Annotated in this window: 16 protein-coding genes; 12 read left to right on the forward strand and 4 right to left on the reverse strand. The window is 59.7% G+C overall.

The annotated features are described in order from the left end of the window. Positions 1-623: integrase core domain-containing protein (locus tag M0D69_RS20225; protein ID WP_301783726.1), on the forward strand; the 623-nt coding region annotated here is incomplete at its 5' end. Between the two features lie 249 nt (positions 624-872). Next, complete coding sequence (locus M0D69_RS20230; RefSeq protein ID WP_301783727.1) at positions 873-1,838, forward strand: IS110 family transposase; 966 nt, start codon at positions 873-875, stop codon at positions 1,836-1,838. 196 nt (positions 1,839-2,034) lie between these two features. Here the strand turns inward: M0D69_RS20230 and M0D69_RS20235 are convergent, their stop codons facing one another. Next, positions 2,035-2,709, reverse strand: a complete 675-nt coding sequence (locus M0D69_RS20235) for an RraA family protein (protein WP_301783728.1) — start codon at positions 2,707-2,709, stop codon at positions 2,035-2,037. A gap of 42 nt (positions 2,710-2,751) precedes the next feature. Further along, a complete protein-coding gene (locus M0D69_RS20240) occupies positions 2,752-3,960 on the reverse strand; it encodes an aspartate transaminase (protein WP_301783729.1) in 1,209 nt (402 codons plus the stop codon). Between the two features lie 248 nt (positions 3,961-4,208). Here M0D69_RS20240 and M0D69_RS20245 point away from each other — a divergent pair, with 248 nt between their 5' ends. Genes M0D69_RS20245 through M0D69_RS20255 form a run of 3 tightly spaced genes read left to right on the forward strand, consistent with a single transcriptional unit; the run spans position 4,209 to position 6,773 of the window. Then, the gene (locus tag M0D69_RS20245; protein WP_301783730.1) at positions 4,209-4,937 is read left to right on the forward strand and encodes a PIG-L deacetylase family protein; all 729 of its coding nucleotides are present in this window, start codon (positions 4,209-4,211) and stop codon (positions 4,935-4,937) included. Further along, positions 4,934-5,629, forward strand: coding sequence for a 4-carboxy-4-hydroxy-2-oxoadipate aldolase/oxaloacetate decarboxylase (locus M0D69_RS20250; RefSeq protein ID WP_301783731.1), 696 nt, complete (start codon positions 4,934-4,936; stop codon positions 5,627-5,629). The genes M0D69_RS20245 and M0D69_RS20250 overlap by 4 nt, the downstream gene beginning before the upstream one ends. Positions 5,630-5,645: 16 nt before the next feature. Then, positions 5,646-6,773 carry a 4-oxalomesaconate tautomerase gene (locus M0D69_RS20255; RefSeq protein WP_301783732.1) on the forward strand — a complete coding sequence of 376 codons (1,128 nt, stop codon included), beginning with the start codon at positions 5,646-5,648 and terminating at the stop codon, positions 6,771-6,773. On the opposite strand, the gene M0D69_RS20260 is transcribed toward M0D69_RS20255, so the two are convergent. Both M0D69_RS20260 and M0D69_RS20265 read right to left on the reverse strand, forming a co-directional pair. Next, entirely contained in the window at positions 6,761-8,041 is a 1,281-nt protein-coding gene (locus M0D69_RS20260) for a LysR substrate-binding domain-containing protein (RefSeq protein ID WP_301783733.1), read from the reverse strand. The two genes, M0D69_RS20255 and M0D69_RS20260, sit on opposite strands and share 13 nt — an antisense overlap. A 55-nt stretch (positions 8,042-8,096) precedes the next feature. After that, positions 8,097-8,798, reverse strand: a complete 702-nt coding sequence (locus M0D69_RS20265; RefSeq protein WP_301783734.1) for a GntR family transcriptional regulator — start codon at positions 8,796-8,798, stop codon at positions 8,097-8,099. 392 nt (positions 8,799-9,190) lie between these two features. Between M0D69_RS20265 and M0D69_RS20270 the strand changes: the two genes are divergently transcribed. From M0D69_RS20270 to M0D69_RS20300, 7 genes are all read left to right on the forward strand, one after another. Next, positions 9,191-10,036 (forward strand): gallate dioxygenase, encoded by an 846-nt coding sequence (locus tag M0D69_RS20270; protein WP_301783735.1) that lies wholly within the window; start codon positions 9,191-9,193, stop codon positions 10,034-10,036. Continuing rightward, positions 10,033-10,392: a protocatechuate 3,4-dioxygenase gene (locus M0D69_RS20275; protein ID WP_301783736.1), complete on the forward strand. Its 360-nt coding sequence runs from the start codon at positions 10,033-10,035 to the stop codon at positions 10,390-10,392. Before M0D69_RS20270 ends, M0D69_RS20275 begins: the two co-directional genes overlap by 4 nt. A 107-nt stretch (positions 10,393-10,499) precedes the next feature. Continuing rightward, positions 10,500-11,843 (forward strand): aromatic acid/H+ symport family MFS transporter, encoded by a 1,344-nt coding sequence (locus M0D69_RS20280; RefSeq protein ID WP_301783737.1) that lies wholly within the window; start codon positions 10,500-10,502, stop codon positions 11,841-11,843. A gap of 75 nt (positions 11,844-11,918) precedes the next feature. Continuing rightward, positions 11,919-12,464 (forward strand): hypothetical protein, encoded by a 546-nt coding sequence (locus M0D69_RS20285; RefSeq protein ID WP_301783738.1) that lies wholly within the window; start codon positions 11,919-11,921, stop codon positions 12,462-12,464. 44 nt (positions 12,465-12,508) lie between these two features. Then, positions 12,509-13,639 carry a porin gene (locus M0D69_RS20290; RefSeq protein WP_301783739.1) on the forward strand — a complete coding sequence of 377 codons (1,131 nt, stop codon included), beginning with the start codon at positions 12,509-12,511 and terminating at the stop codon, positions 13,637-13,639. Positions 13,640-14,083: 444 nt separating this feature from the next. Continuing rightward, a complete protein-coding gene (locus M0D69_RS20295) occupies positions 14,084-15,595 on the forward strand; it encodes a sugar ABC transporter ATP-binding protein (protein ID WP_301783740.1) in 1,512 nt (503 codons plus the stop codon). A 24-nt stretch (positions 15,596-15,619) separates the two neighbouring features. Next, on the forward strand, positions 15,620-16,645 hold the full coding sequence (locus M0D69_RS20300; protein WP_301783741.1) for an ABC transporter permease: 1,026 nt from the start codon (positions 15,620-15,622) through the stop codon (positions 16,643-16,645). Positions 16,646-16,693 lie beyond the last annotated feature (48 nt).

The following is a 16,693-nucleotide window of genomic DNA, read 5'->3' on the forward strand; positions in this document are numbered from 1 at the left end:
CGTGGATGCCCACCACGATCCGCGGGCGTTACTTTTACTGGTACATGATGAAAGATGTCTACAGCCGCAAGCTGGTGGCCAACGAGGTGTGGGAGGTCGAATCGGGCGAGCACGCGAGCGCGTTGCTGACCAAAGGATGTCTGATTGAAGGCACGGCGGGTCGCCCGCTCGTGCTGCATTCGGACAACGGCAGCGTGATGAAGGATGCCCTGATGCGCGCAACCATGACCGAGTTGAGTGTGGAATCGTCGTTCAGTCGGCCGCGGGTGAGCAACGACAACGCGTACGCCGAGGCGCTGTTCCGCACGGCCAAGTACTGTCCGATGTGGCCCGAACGCCCGTTTGACACGGTCGAGCAGGCGCGTGTCTGGGTGCAGACGTTTGTGGCTTGGTACAACGATGAGCATTGTCACAGCGGGTTGAAGTACTTGACGCCGAACCAGCGTCACAACGGACACGCCGACGAGTTGCTGGTCAAACGGCGTGCTGTGTACGAGCTCGCCAAGGCGCAAAACCCCACCCGCTGGACTCGCGAGACCCGCAACTGGGATCTTGCAGACGCGGTTTATTTAAACCCTGAAAAGACCGACGAATCGGCTGCGCAATACAAAGAAGCTGCGTAGCGGTGCGCGCGACAACTTGTATGATTTCTTTGTGGCGGATCCGATGGTGTAAGGGGATCGGTTTCGCTCAGCAGTTCTTGGGGGGCACCCCAGGATCGAGCGGCTGGATGCCTGCGACAACTTTGGCCTTGAGCCAGCAAGGTAGATCTTTGCAGCAGCCGCTCACCCTCCGAAACAGATCGGACAGTATCTTTGGCCCGGCTTGGCCGGCAGCCCGCATTTACAAGGTAGATCATCAGAGGATGTTGCATGCAATCGTTTCATTGCGGAATTGACGTCGCCAAAGCCAAGCTCGACTGCGCGCTGCGCTTGGTAAACGGAAAGTACAAAAACAAAGTATTCGAGAATAATCAGAACGGCTTCAATGCATTAGTCGAGTGGCTGGACAAGCATGGAGCCTCGGATGCACATATGTGCATGGAGGCCACCGGCGTTTATTGGGAAGCGGTTGCCGAGTATCTGACCGCCAAAGACATGACGGTGAGCGTGACCAATCCTGCGCAAATCAAGGCATTCGGCGCCTCCCGCCTGGCACGCAGTAAGACAGATCGCGGCGATGCTCAATTGATTGCAGAATTCTGTTTCGAACGCCGTCCAACAACGTGGCAGGCTCCGTCACCTGCAGAACAGGCTTTGCGGGCCTCGGTGTTGCGCCTCGAGGCACTGCAAACCATGCGTACGCAAGAGAGCAACCGCCTTGAGGTGGCGCGTGATGTTGTTGCAGAAGACATTGTCGGCCATATTCAATGGCTCGATACCGAGATCAAGAAGCTGCTCAAAAAGATTCGTGATCAAATTGACGGCGACCCGGACATGAAAGGAAAGCAGATGCTACTCGATAGCATTCCAGGTTTGGGCGAGCGCACTATCGCGGTGCTGCTGGCCTTTTGTATGCACCCCGGACGCTTTGCCAACGCCCGGCAGGCGGCGGCCTTTGCCGGTCTCGATCCGCGACAGCATGAATCCGGCAGCAGCGTCAAAGGCAGGCCTCGTATGTCAAAAGTCGGTCACGCCTTTTTGCGTAAAGCGCTTTATATGCCTGCCATGACAACGCTCTATAAAACTCACTGGGGAAAGCGCTTTCGCGAACGTCTGGCGGCTTCCGGCAAGCCTGCCAAACTCATCATCGGTGCGATGATGCGCAAGCTCGTTCACGTCGCTTTCGGTGTTATCAGGTCAGGCAAGTGCTTCGATCCCAAACTGCAAAATGCTTGACGGGGATCACAGTATCTACCTTGACACACGCCGCTTTGGACAAAGAAACGACGTGCTGCCACGCACAGTGGCTAATAGTGATAAAAAATACAGCTAACTCCCGCAGACCACTAACACCGAAAGCAGCGCCCCGGCATAAACCCCCAACCACTACCCCTAAAACCGCCCAAACCCGTCCACCGGCGCGAGCGAACCCTTAGTTGTTGCATCGTTCCTCGAGCGCATCGATAAACGCGCGGTCCCACTTGCCCTCTCTCATGGCCTGCATGGTGCGCGCTTCAGCCGCCAGCACCGCGTGCGCCTTTTCGATCACCGTTGCGGCGTCTTCCTGAGGAATCGCGAGCACGCCGTCCTGGTCGCCGACCACGATATCACCGGGATTCACCACCATGCCGCCGACGGAGACCGTCACATTGATCTCGCCCGGACCGTCCTTATACGGGCCACGGTGCGTAACGCCCCGGGCATAGACCGGAAACACGCGACTGCGGATTTCGGCCACATCACGGATGGCGCCGTCGATCACAATACCCGCCAGGCCAATACTCGCCGCATAGAACGAGAGAATGCCGCCGACGACCGCGTTGTTCAGGTCGCCGCCCGCGTCGATGACCAGCACGTCGCCCGCGCGGCAAAACTCAAGGGCGCGCAAATACGTCAGGTTATCGCCGCCGCGGGAGCGCACGGTGACGGCTGTTCCGGCCATCGTCTGCGAGACCGGTTGATGGTAGGGCGTAAGACCCGTCGTGCCGATATTGCGATGCATGTTGTCGCTCAATGCCGACACGGGAATGTCGCGCAACGACTCGATGATGGCGGCATCAGCCTGGCTGGCTGAAGGATTCTTGCGGATGGCTTTGTAAGTGGACATGACTTGATCGATGAAAACGGTTGAATGGTTCGCCGACGTCGCTTAGCTCAGTGCCTTTACTGCGGTAGCAATGCGGCGACAGCCTTCCTCGAGCACATCGAGCGACGTCGCGATTGAAAGCCGGAAGTAGGGCGACAAGCCGTAAGCCACGCCCGCGACGACCGCGACGCCGACACTGTCGAGCAGATACATCACCACGTCAGTGTCATTGGCAATGACCTTGCCTTCAGGCGTGCTCTTGCCGAGCAACGCCGCACAGTTGATGTAGAGATAGAACGCACCGTCGGGTTGACGGCAGCTCAAGCCCGGAATGGCGTTGATCATTTCGAGCGTCACGTCACGCCGTTTTTTATAGACCGCCGTGCTTTCGGTCACGAAGCTTTGATCGCCGTTGAGCGCGGCCGTCGCAGCGGCCTGGCTGATCGAGCAGCAATTACCGGAGGACTGGGAAAGCAGCGTGTCGAGCGCGACGATCAGGTCTCGCGGGCCCGCCACGTAGCCAATTCGCCAGCCTGTCATGGCATAAGTCTTCGACACGCCGTTGATCGCGAGCGTCCGGTCGCGCAGTTCCGGCGCGGCCTGCAGGAAGTGGGGCGTGCTTTTGCCGTCGTAGCGCAGGTGCTCGTAGATGTCGTCCGTCATGACGAGCACGTGAGGATGGCCGGCCAGTACATCGGCCAAAGCGCGGTACTCGGCGAGCGTGTAGCTGGCCCCGGTCGGGTTGCTCGGCGAGTTGATCAACAGCCAGCGAGTGCGGGGCGTGATTGCAGCCTCGAGTTGCGAAGGCGTGATCTTGAAGCCGTTTTCTTCCGGGCATGCAACTGTTACCGGCGTCCCGTCGCAGGCGAGCACCATGTCAGGGTATGAGACCCAGTAGGGCGCCGGCACGATGACTTCATCGCCGGGTTCGAGCGTGATGGAAAATGCGCTATAGATCGCGCTTTTCGCGCCATTCGTGACAATGATTTCGTTCGGCGCATAGGTCAGGCCGTTTTCGCGAGCCAGCTTCGCCACAATGGCTTCACGAAGTTCGAGCTTGCCGGCCATCAGCGTGTACCGGGTGTCGCCTTTGTCCATGGCGGCAGCGGCGGCTTCGCGAATATGTTTCGGGGTATCGAAATCGGGTTCACCGACCACGAGATTGACGATTGACTTGCCCTGGCGACGCAATTCGTTGGCGCGGTCTGCCGCGGACGTGCTCGGAGACGGCTTGATGCGCCGCACCCGGGCGGCGATTCGGGAGGTGCTCACGGAATTCCTTGCAGCGGCTGTGGGATTACCCATAACAGTAGAAGCGAAGGAAAATTTAAGCCAAGACGGTTTTGGTCTCGCGTGAGAAGAAACGCTTATGGCATGGTTCGATCCGGTCACCCGCCTAGCCTGTAATGTGGTACTCGATAAATAGATTCGATGGCACAAGACGGCTGATTCGTTGATCGGTTGAGCGCCCCGGCTCCTACAATTGGCTCTGGCAACGGCTGAATAACGGTGAGCGGGAAATGGCGAAAAAATCAATGCTGGTGGTCAGCGCGCACAGCGCCGACTTTGTCTGGCGAGCAGGTGGCGCGATCGCGCTGCACAAACAAAACGGATATCGGGTCAAGGTGGTATGTCTGTCCTTTGGTGAGCGCGGAGAGTCGGCGAAGCTCTGGCGCAAGGGCGAGATGACCGTGGAAAAGGTCAAGGCGGCGCGCCAGGAGGAGTCGGAGCGCGCGGCAGACATCCTTGGCGCCGAAGTGGACTTTTTTGATCTTGGCGATTATCCGTTGCGCGTGTCGGACGAAGCGCTAATGCGGCTTGTCGATGTTTATCGGGAAGTGCAGCCGGCATTCGTGCTGAGTCACTCTCCAAAAGACCCCTACAATTTCGATCATCCGCTCGCGATGCATGTCGCGCAGGAAGCCCGAATCATCGCGCAGGCCGAGGGCCACAATCCTGGGCAGAAGATCGTCGGCGCACCACCGGTATACGCTTTCGAGCCCCATCAGACGGAACAATGCGAGTGGACGCCCAACACGTTCCTCGACATCACCGAGGTGTGGGACGTCAAACGGCGTGCAATCGAATGCATGGCCGGTCAGGAGCACCTGTGGGACTACTACACGCGGGTTGCACTGCAGCGCGGTGTGCAGGCCAAGCGCAACATTGGCATTACGGCGACCCTCGACATCAAATACGCTGAAGGCTATATGCGACTGACGCCCGCAGTGACGGGAGACCTGGCATGAAACGCGGCGTGGTGGTGACAAACATTGCGCGCGCCGATGCGCACGACATCGCGGTGCTGCAACAGGCAGGCGCTGCGACCGTGCACGAAGCACAAAGCCGGCTCGGCCTGCTGGCCTCGTATATGCGTCCGATTTACCCAGGCGCGACCATCGCCGGATCAGCCATCACCGTGCTCGTGCCGCCATCGGACAACTGGATGCTGCACGTCGCAGTCGAGCAGTGTCGTGAGGGCGATGTGCTGGTTGTCGCGCCCACATCGCCCTGCGAAGACGGATACTTCGGAGAGCTACTTGCTACCTCGCTGGTGGCGCGCGGGGTGCGCGGTCTCATCATCGATGCCGGGTGTCGCGACGTGCGCGCATTGAAAGAGATGAATTTCCCGGTCTGGTCTAAAGCGGTCTCCGCGCAAGGCACGGTCAAGGAAACGCTTGGTTCGGTCAACATCCCGTTGGTGTGCGCACAGCAGATCGTGCATCCGGGCGACGTGATCGTGGCCGATGACGACGGCGTCGTGGTGGTCCCGTTCGCCACGGTGCCGCGCGTGGCCGAGGCTTCGCAAGCACGCTTGGCCAAGGAAGAGAAAACGCGTGCTGTGCTAGCCGGCGGCACGCTTGGGCTCGACTATTACGCCATGCGCGAGCGGCTTGCGGAGAAAGGCCTGCGCTACGTCGAGTCCGCGTCGGACGCTTGAAGGAAGGAGGGTACCGATGTCCGCAACGGCACTTAGCAGCCAGGCCCGCATTCCATGCATGATGATGCGCGGCGGCACGTCAAAGGGCGCCTATTTTCTCGCCTCGGACCTGCCCGCCGATCCCGCCGCACGTGATCGCGTGCTGCTTGCCGTAATGGGCTCGCCCGACCCGCGTCAGATCGATGGTATCGGCGGTGCCGATCCTTTGACGAGCAAGGTTGCGATCGTCTCTCGTTCTACGCGCAACGACGCCGACGTCGACTACCTGTTCGCCCAGGTCGTAGTCAATGAAGCGCGGGTCGACTTCGGGCAGAACTGCGGCAATATTCTGGCGGGTGTCGGTCCCTTTGCGATCGAGCGCGGGCTCGTCGATGCGAGGCAGGCAAGCACGCAGGTTGCAATCCATATGCTGAACACAGGGCAGATCGCAGTGGCGACTGTGCCGACGCCCGACGGCCGCGTGATGTACGAAGGGGACGCGAGGATCGACGGCGTGCCAGGCACCGCTGCCGCCATCCCGCTCAAGTTCCGGGATACCGCAGGCTCGACTTGCGGTTCCTTGCTGCCGACAGGACGTCTGATGGACACAATCAATGGTGTCGACGTGACCTGCATCGATAACGGTATGCCGCTTGTGCTAATGCGCGCAAGCGATCTGGGCCGCACCGGCTACGAGACACGCGAGCAGCTCGACGCGGATGACGAGTTGAAGGCGCGTATCGAGGCAATTCGCCTTGTGGTTGGGCCGCTGATGAATCTCGGTGACGTAAGCGGGCGCACGGTGCCGAAGATGTGCCTCGTCGCCGCACCGCGCAACGAGGGAACAATTTGCACGCGCAGCTTCATTCCGCACCGGTGCCACGCATCGATCGGCGTATTGGGTGCAGTAAGCGTCGCGACGGCTGCCGTGCTGCCCGGCACAGTCTGCGAAGGCATTGCCAATGTGAAACCGGAGGGCGAGCACCTGCGGGTATCCGTCGAACATCCGACCGGTGAGTTCACGGTGGAGCTTGTGCTCGGTGGCGATACCATGAAGCCTGAAGTGCTGAGCGCAGCCCTGCTTCGCACCGCCCGATGGCTGTTCGATGGAGTCGTGGGTATTCCCCCCTCCGCGTTCAACGGCCAGTCCTCTCAAACGGCTTGATGCGGCTCCGCGCGCCGGGATAAATGTCCCGCGGTTTGGGTTGCGCGAGCCACGTCGGCTACCGCCAGCCGGATTGCATCGATTAACGCACGCGCCGCAGGAGAGGGCGTGCCCTCTGCGCGCACGATGAGCCCGATATCACGCCGCGTGTTGTGCAACGCAATGTCGAGGGCAGTGAGCTGACCCGACTCGCACTCGTAATACAACTGCTGGGCCGACAGTGCTGCCACCATGTCTGTCCCCGACAGCAACCCGCGAATGATCGCGAGGTCCGCCGTTTCGACGGTCGGCATGGGCGGCTTCAGCTTCGCGCGCCGGAACTGGGCTTCGAAGAGACCGCGTGCGGGAGCCTGACTGCGAGGCAGAATCCATTGAGCATTGCGCAAGTCAGCGATCGTCAGTCCACGCACATTCGCGAGGGGATGATCGCGGCGAGCGAGCACAACCATGTCTTCCGACATCAGCCGCTCGTTCTGCAGGCCGCTCGCTGCGTCGTTGCTGCGCAATGCGCCCAGGATGAAATCGATATCCCCCGCTCGCAGACCGGCCACGAGCGTTTCATAGGCACTCTCGTCGGTCACCACGCGCACGCCGGGATGCTGCGCGCTCATGCGGGCGATCGCGTCGGGAAGGATCAGTGTCCGGCCGAGCGGCAGCGCGCCGACCGTCACCGCACCCTGGATATTTCCGTGCTGCGCGGCAATGTCGTCCGGCACATGGCGCAATTCATTCAATGCACGACGCACATGCAGCAAGAAGCTTTCACCTTCGGTGGTAAGCAGGATGCCGCGCGGGCTGCGATGGAAAAGGCCCAGGCCCGACCCGCTTTCGAGAACGCGGATAGCGCTGCTGACGGCCGGCTGGCTGATGCCAAACGCACTCGCAGCCGTCGGCATGTGGCGGTGGCGCGCTAGCGCGACGAACATCTGGAGCCGTCGTGTATTGAGCAGATAGGCCGGCAGTGAGCCTTCCGCAAGGGCACGCCGGCGTACCTGCCTTACCGCGCACCACTGCGCGAGTTCTTCGAGTTCAGCAAAGATTCGCTCGCAACGCTCAAGTACGGCGCGGCCGGTCGGTGTGGGCAACATGCCGGACGGTTTGCGCTCGAAGAGGGATTCACCAAGCGCAGATTCGAGTTCCTGCACGGAACGCGTGACCGCGGATTGCGCGCGAAAGAGCTCAGCGGCGGCACGTGTCGCGCTGCCTGTATCGGCCACGAGTTTGAACGCCCGCAGATGGGCGAGGTTGAGAAGTTCGCTGTTGCTCACAGATGGAGTCGTGGTGAATGGCGCGCGATGGTTGAGAGGGGGCATGAGGCCGGCGTCATGCTGCCCCGGCAATCAGATGAAGCCTGGAAGACGAGAAGTTGAGGCTTTCCTTCGAAATATTCGTATGCTCCTTCATCAAGGCTTCCACCCGCGCACCTTCACCATTCAAAAGTGCTCCCACGATCGCATGATGCTGACGGTGCGCGTACATCAGCATCACGAACTGACGCTCTCTCGCAGTTTCGTCGAAGACGACCGTGGATGGAGAGACGAACGGAATCCTGTCATTCAGCCTGAGCGCAGCGCTGGCTGCGGTATTCTGCGCAGCATCGACGATGAGCTGGTGGAAGCGTCCATTCATTGCCGCATATCGCGTTTCATCGTCATCCCTCAGGCGGCCGGCGCTGAAAATTGCGTCGCCTTCCCGCAGGCATTCTTCAAGCGCTCGCGCAAGTTCAGTGTCGACCCCTCGTTCGGCAACGCAACGGGCGGCGAGTCCTTCGAGCGCTCCGCGCACATCGATTGCATCCAGGACGTCGCGTACGCCAAAGCGCCGCACGACGTAGCCGCGCGCGCCTGACCGTTCAAGCAGTCCTTCAGATGACAGCACGCTGAGCGCGTAACGCAGCGGCGTGCGCGACACGCCGAGCCATTGCGCAGCCTGCGCTTCCACGAGGCGCTGCCCCGGTTCCAGCTCGCCGGAAAGGATCTTTTCGCGCAGCGTCTGAACAATTGCCTGCTGGGTGGTTTCGTTCATGTCTACCTGTCTCACTTGCCAGAAGTATAGGGGCATGCGAACCGCCGCACAACGCGCGCAGAGGGGATTGCGAGTTTGTTATTTTGCCATCTGATTAGGTTATGACCTGTAGATTGATCAGTGCGACGAACACGTCTCTGTCGCGGATTCGGGATACCAAATAGTCCTTACGCAACGTGGCTTTCGGGCGGCTTCAATTCCAGAAATAGAACGAAAAATAGCTGTAGGATGCGATTTCATCAAGTTATGTCAGGTTAACCCGTACTTTTTGAAAGCATCACTTTTATATATCTTCGTATCCCAACAGGCCTCTGATCGTACCCTATGTAAGTAGGCGGCCTATTCAATCTACGCGCTCGAAAAAACGGGCGGAAGCAACCGAAGGCATCGATATGGCAAGGATAGTAGGCGGGATCGGCACGTCCCACGTACCCACGATAGGCATGGCGTACGACAAGGGAAAGCAGAACGATCCCGCATGGGCGCCTCTCTTCAAAGGCTACGAACCGGTGGCGAAGTGGCTGGCGGAGCGCAAGCCGGACGTGATGGTGATGTTCTACAACGATCACGCAAACAGCTTCTTCTTCGACTGCTATCCGACGTTCGCACTGGGTGTTTCTCCGAACCACGAATTCGCGGACGAGGGCGCGGGCAAACGTCCACTGCCGGACATCGCCGGCCACCCGGATCTCGCGATCCACATCGCCGAGCAACTGGTCTCGGACGAGTTCGACCTGACGATCTTTCAGGACCGGCCGCTGGACCATGGCTGCAACTCGCCGCTGTCGCTGATGTTGCCGCACGAGGGCGGTTGGCCATTGGCGCTCGTGCCGCTTGAAGTCAACGTTCTGCAATATCCGCTGCCGACCGCGAACCGCTGCTATCGCCTTGGTCAGGCGTTGCGCCGCGCGATCGAGTCGTATGAGCAGGATCTCGATGTGGTGGTGGTCGGTACCGGAGGTCTGTCGCACCAGGTTCATGGAGAGCGAAGCGGCTTCAACAACACGGACTGGGACACGGAGTTCCTTGACCTGATCGTCCATGATCCCCAGCGGCTGGCGGCAATGAAGCACGTCGACTATGTGCGCCTCGGTGGCGCCGAGAGCGTCGAAACCATCATGTGGCTGGCGATGCGCGGCGCACTGGGACCCAGGGTCCGCGAACTTCATCGCAGCTACTACCTCGCGACCAGTACCGCGATGGCGGTGACGATCTATGAAGACGAGGTGACGCAATGAACCCTCAACTGATCGGCATCGAAGAACTGACCGGTACCTATCCGTTCGATATTCGCCAGAGCATCAAGGCGATGCGTCTGAACCGCTTTTTCTGGCAGATGCGCGAGCCGCAGCCGCGAGCGCTCTGGCTCGAAGACCGCGCATCTGCATACGACGCAGCAGGCTTGACCGAGGAGGAGCGGGCACTGGTCGACAACACAGACTGGCTTGGCCTAATCCGCTACGGTGTGTGCTTCTTCGTGCTCGAGAAATTTGCCCGGGTGGTGAAGATTACGAACCTGGGCATGTACGCCAGCATGCGGGGAGAGACGCTCGAAGCGTTTCTCAAGACACGCAGGGTGCCAGGGGCGGTTTGACGTTATGAAGCTGACGGGTTAGCCGTTAGCTGCTTTTCTCTTGCATGGAAATATAACCCCGGAGTCGACAGAACCCGGGGCGGGGAATCTTTTTTCTGGAGACGCGTATGAAACTTGCAGAATCGGTCGACATCAAGGCGTTCATCGACGCACGCAAGATGTCGGGGTATCAGTGGCTGGTACTCGTTCTATGTTTTCTCATCGTCATGATGGACGGTCTGGACACCGCCGTGATGGGTTTCGTGGCGCCCCTCGTCATGCATGACTGGAGCGTGAGCCGTGCTGCGTTCGGTCCTGTGATGAGTGCCGCAATGTTCGGGCTGGCGATCGGCGCGCTCGTCGCGGGGCCCGCTGCCGACCGCATAGGACGCAAGAAAGTCCTTATCGGGTCGGTATTCTGCTTCGGGCTGTTCAGCCTGTTGTGCGCATTTGCCGAATCTCCCACCCAACTGATGATTCTGCGCTTCCTGACGGGTCTTGGGCTTGGCGCCGCCATGCCGAATTCGACGACCTTGCTGTCCGAATATGTGCCGTCGCGCAGCCGCTCGCTGCTGGTCACGATCATGTTCACCGGCTTTAACTTCGGGTCCGGCGGCGGAGGTTTTGTTGCAGCTGCCCTGATTCCTCATTTCGGCTGGCGCGCCGTGTTCATGGTCGGCGGCATCCTGCCGCTCCTGAGTGTGCCATTGCTTCTGTGGCTTCTCCCGGAATCCGCCCGCCTGATGCTTGTGCGCAAGGTGGCAGACACCCGTATCGCCAAGACCCTGGGGCGGGTTTGCGGCCACGCCTTTGATCGCGATGTGAGGTTTACCGCGCCGGAGCCGGTGGTTTCTGCCAAGGCGCCCGTACGGATGCTGTTCGCGGATGGTTACGCCTTCAGTACGCTCATGCTTTGGCTCACGTACTTCATGGGACTGCTGATCATCTATCTGCTGACCGGCTGGTTGCCGACGCTGATCAAGGACGCAGGCTTGCCCGTTGAACGGGCGGCGGCGATCACCGGGATGTTCCAGCTTGGCGGCACGGTGGGTGCGATCGTGGTCGGGTTTGCGATGGACCGGATGGACCGCAACGGAGTGATCGGCGCTGCTTATTTGCTGGGAGGCGTGTTTATCTTTGCGCTGGGAATGGGCACGCTCAAGTCGAGTCTTCTCCCGATCCTCGTGACTTGCGCGGGCTTTTTCATGAGCGGCGCCCAGACCGGTCTGAACGCACTTGCCCCCACTTGTTATCCGACGCGCGCCCGGGCAACCGGCGTGAGCTGGATGCTGGGGTTCGGCCGGCTCGGAGGCATTCTCGGTTCGCTCGTCGGCGGTGCGTTGTTGTCCCTTGGGTTTAGTTTTTCCGTCGTGTTCTCAGTGCTCGCGGTTCCGGCAATCATCGCTGCGGTGGCCATCGTGATGAATCGCCTCGCGTTGCGGTTCATTACCAGTCCGATGGCCGATGCGTGAGCTCGTTCAAAGCAGTCTTGCACGTCAAGTGGTGTGGTCCATCAGCGTCATATGAGGTTTTTTGAGGAGAGAGACATGGGCAGCAATATAAGCATGAGCGATAAAGATCTCGACAACGGATTGACGTCCGGGGTTTCCGACAAACCGAGTCGCGAAGCGATCATTCGCGCAGGAGTGGCCGGAGGACTGGCTGGAGCCTTGATCATCTGGATTTACGAGGCCCTTATTTGGGTAGGGGCGCAACACCTGATGCCCTTGGCGGGCATCCCACGCAACGCAACGGGCCTGGTATTCGGCAAGGGTGTGCAAGAGTCGATCGGGATATGGGCGTATGTCGTGGGCACGGGGATCCACTTCGTCTTCGCGATTGGGTGGGGCATTCTCTTCGCCACAATTTGGCCCTACTTTCGCCGGCGCGGGTACGAGGCCACTTTCGTGGCGTTGTTCTACGCCATATTGGCGTGGATCGTGATGCATGTGGCGATCATGATCGCCTCCGACAACCACCCGAATTATTACGATCCTGTCGTGATCATTGGCGGGTTCATGTCTCACTTCTGCTTTACCGTTCCGCTTGCCCTGATTGTGAAGAGAATGCTGGCTTCACAACCGGGACGTTGATCCGGCCGATTTTTATCCGATTGGTTTAACGACAGGGAGATGAGGTGAAAAAAGTGAATGATAAAAATAAAGCATTACTAATGATTTCGGTTATTACAGCGATCGGCGCGGGACAGGCGCACGCGCAGTCATCGGTGACCATGTACGGGATTCTCGACGTTTTTGGGGGCTATCAGTCGGCGAAAACCGGAGGGAAAAATACATCACTGTATGTGCTCGGGAATAACGGGGAGCTTACGAGCCGTTGGGGCTTGCGCGGAACCGAGGATCTTGGAGGCGGGTACCGCACCACGTTCGCTCTGGAGAGCGGATTTGATCCGGGAACAGGCAAGCAGCAGAATTCCTACCGCTTTTTTGACCGGCAAGCTTGGGTTGGAATTGCTGCGCCGTATGGTGAAGTGAGGTTCGGCCGCCAGAATACGCCGATGTTCGGATGGAGCGGAAATATGGATGCGTTCGGCGCCGCAACGTATGGGTCCGGCTATAACAATTTCGCCAACTGGCTTGCGCGCGTTGATAACGACATCAGCTACATCTCTCCGAAAGTGGCGAACACTCAGCTCGAAGTTCACTATTCGGTCGGAGGGCAACCCGGGACGCTGGTTGGAAATGCCGTCTATCAGGCCGGGGTGCAAACGAACCAGGGTCCGGTTTATTTCGCGCTGGCATACCTGAATGCGGCCAATGCCACGAACACCGTCCGTGTTCAGGAGATCATGGCAGGCGGGAACTATGACTATGGCCGGGGAAAGATCTATATCGGCTTTTTCAGGGCCAATGACGTGATCTCGTCCACGACAGGGAATGCATTGAGCAATCCTGCTGGAAAATACGACCCGACAGTCGGTCCGGTAGGTAACCTGGCTGGCAATTACCACAGCACCTGGTCGTTTTCCGCCGATTACAAGTTCAGTCCTGCCCTGAGCGCCGGCGCCGGATATGCGTTCATCAAGGATAGTTCGTCCCTTGGCAATAACGCTCGCCAGATGAGCGCGATCATGAACTACGACTTGTCGAAGAGAACGCGAGTGTATGGCGTGGTCTCGCGGCTGAACAATTCCAACACTGCGCAGTTCAAGATGGCGGGGGCCAGCATCACAACAGGCTCGTTCCTGACACCGGACAAAGGTCAGAGCGAAACCGGCGTGCAGATCGGCATTCGTCACCTGTTCTGATGGTTCATTGCCGCCCGGGTAACTGCGGGCCATTATTCGGGTGGCGATCGATGCCCCGGGCCCGCGTCTCGCTTCACAGGTTCCCACCCTGCCAAGGCCGTGCACGAAGGCGGTCTTGTGCCCCCCGGCGCCCGGAACGATTGGCAGCACCGGCACCGTTTTATTGCTTCACACGCTAAACACACACAAAACGGAACGGGTGGGACGGCAAATAGTGGGAAACAAGCGCGAGATGCATTTGCTCAGACACTAGGGAATGCCTACGCTTGAGCCCCTGCCGTGCAGCGTCGTAGAATCGTGGCACATCGGTTTTGGGGGCCCAGGAATGCACCTGGCTTCTCGTTGCGATTTCAGCCGCGATACCCGGCCACGCCCGGCGCTTTTTCGATCCGCTTCTCGCGATGAGACCAGCGGCCGTCGCGGAATTGTCATTCAATCCGCGCCGTGATCCCGCTCATTTCCGTCAAAAGGCTCAGCAAGAGCTTTCCCGGCGTGAGGGCGCTTCACGAGGTCCAGCTTGAGCTCATGGCGGGTGAAGTCCACACGGTCATGGGCGAGAATGGCGCCGGCAAGTCGACGCTGATGAAAATCCTCGCCGGCGTGTACACCCGGGATTCCGGCGAAATCCTCTATGACGGCCAGCCCGTCGACTTCTCAAGCCCGCGCGAGGCGCAGGCCATGGGCGTCTGCATCATTCATCAGGAACTCCAGCTGATGAATCATCTGAGCGTCGCCCAGAATATGTTCATTGGCCGCGAGCCGCGCGGACGCCTCGGCCTGTTCCTCGACGAAGACAAGCTCAACGCGCAAGCGCGCGACATTCTTGCCCGCATGCATGTGATTCTCGACCCGCGCGCGGTTGTCGGCACGCTCACCGTCGCCAGCCAGCAGATGGTCGAGATCGCCAAGGCCTTGTCCTTCGATTCGCGCGTCCTGATCATGGACGAGCCCACCTCGGCGCTCAATGACGCCGAGATCGCCGAGCTCTTCCGCATCATCCGGGAGCTGAAGAGCCGGGGAGTGGGAATCATCTATATCTCCCACAAGATGGACGAGCTGAAGCAGATTTCCGACCGCGTCACCGTGTTGCGTGACGGGGAATATGTGGCCACCGTCACCGCCGGGGACACCAGCGTCGAAGCGATCATCGGCATGATGGTCGGCCGGACTTTGACCGACGCAGCGCCTTCTGAGAGCGTCGCAGGCGCAGGCGAGGTCGCACTCGAAGTTAAAAATCTGAACGCCGGCCCGCTGGTCAGGGACGTGAGCTTCATGCTGCGCAAAGGCGAGATACTGGGCTTTGCGGGCTTGATGGGCGCCGGTCGAACCGAGGTCGCGCGAGCGGTGTTCGGCGCCGACCCGGTCGAATCTGGCGAAATTCTGGTGAGAGGCGCGAAGGCGACGATCAGGAGCCCGAGCGATGCGGTGGCGCGCGGTATCGGCTATCTCTCGGAAGACCGCAAGCGCTTCGGCCTTGCGACCGGAATGGACGTCGAATCGAACATCGTGATGTCCAATTTGGGCAAGTTCCTGTCGCTCAACTTTTTCTTGCGCCGCGCTCAGATACGCCGGACAGCCAGCCATTTCATCAATCTGCTCGCCATTCGCACGCCCTCAGCGACGCAGCCGGTGCGGCTTCTCTCGGGTGGCAATCAGCAGAAAATTGTCATTGCGAAATGGCTGGAGCGCGACTGCGACGTGCTCTTCTTCGACGAACCGACGCGCGGCATCGACGTCGGCGCCAAGAGCGAAATCTACAAGCTCTTGCGCTCGCTCGCGAACGAAGGCAAGGCGATCGTGATGATCTCGTCGGAACTGCCGGAAATCTTGCGCATGAGCGACCGCATTGTCGTGATGTGCGAGGGCCGCATTACTGGCGAGCTCTCAGCCACGGAGGCGACGCAAGAGCGCATCATGCAATTGGCGACGCAGCGTGAAACCTTGAAAGCGGCGTGAGTCTCTAGAGGAGAGGTCCGTTTTATGACACTGCCATCGGATGCTTCGGCGCTGGCCAATGGGGGACGGTTGTCCGGCTTGAGAGCTCGCCTCTTTACGCCGACCGCTCTGCAAAAGCTGCTCGCCTTCGGGAGCCTGGTCCTGCTGCTGGTTTTTTTCAGCTTCGCCTCGCCCGCTTTCATGCAGACGGACAATATTCTCGGGATTCTGCAGGCGACGGCGGTCAACGGCGTTCTGGCGATCGCCTGCACGTTCGTCATCGTCACAGGAGGCATTGATTTGTCCGTTGGCACGTTGATGACCTTCACGGCGGTCATTTGCGGCGTGTTTCTGACCTATTGGCATTTGCCGATGTGGATCGGCGTGGTTGCTGCGATCGGGACGGGCGCGATCTGCGGGACCATTTCGGGAACCCTCACGGCGAAGATGAAAATACCGCCGTTCATTGCCACCTTGGGAATGATGCTTCTGCTGAAAGGGTTGTCGCTCGTCGTCTCGGCCGACAAGCCGATCTATTTCACCGACACCGAAAACTTCTACCGGATCTCTCAGGATTCCTTGATCGGCTATGTACTGCCGAGCCTTCCTATTCCGAACGCGGTCCTGATCCTGTTTTTCCTTGCGATCGTGAGTTCGATCACGCTGAATCGCACGGCGCTTGGCCGCTACACCTTTGCGCTCGGCAGCAACGAAGAAGCCGTGCGGCTTTCCGGCGTGAATGTCGACAGGTGGAAGATCGCCATTTATGGCCTGAGCGGGGCAATTTGCGGCGTCGCAGGGCTGCTCATTGCCTCGCGCCTGAATTCGGCCCAGCCGGCGCTGGGCCAGGGTTACGAACTCGAAGCGATCGCCGCCGTGGTCATCGGCGGAACCTCGCTCAGCGGCGGTTCGGGCACGATCCTGGGCACGATCATCGGCGCCTTCATCATGAGCGTGCTGACCAACGGCCTGCGCATCATGTCCGTCGCTCAGGAATGGCAGATCGTGGTGACGGGTCTCATCATCATTCTCGCGGTCTATGCCGATATTTTGCGGCGCAAGAAAGGCTGACGAAAGCTGACGAAAGTCGACGCTGCGCAGGACAAGATCAAGAAAGGG

The sequence above is a fragment of the Caballeronia sp. SEWSISQ10-4 2 genome (genome assembly GCF_030464885.1).
GTDB lineage: Bacteria > Pseudomonadota > Gammaproteobacteria > Burkholderiales > Burkholderiaceae > Caballeronia.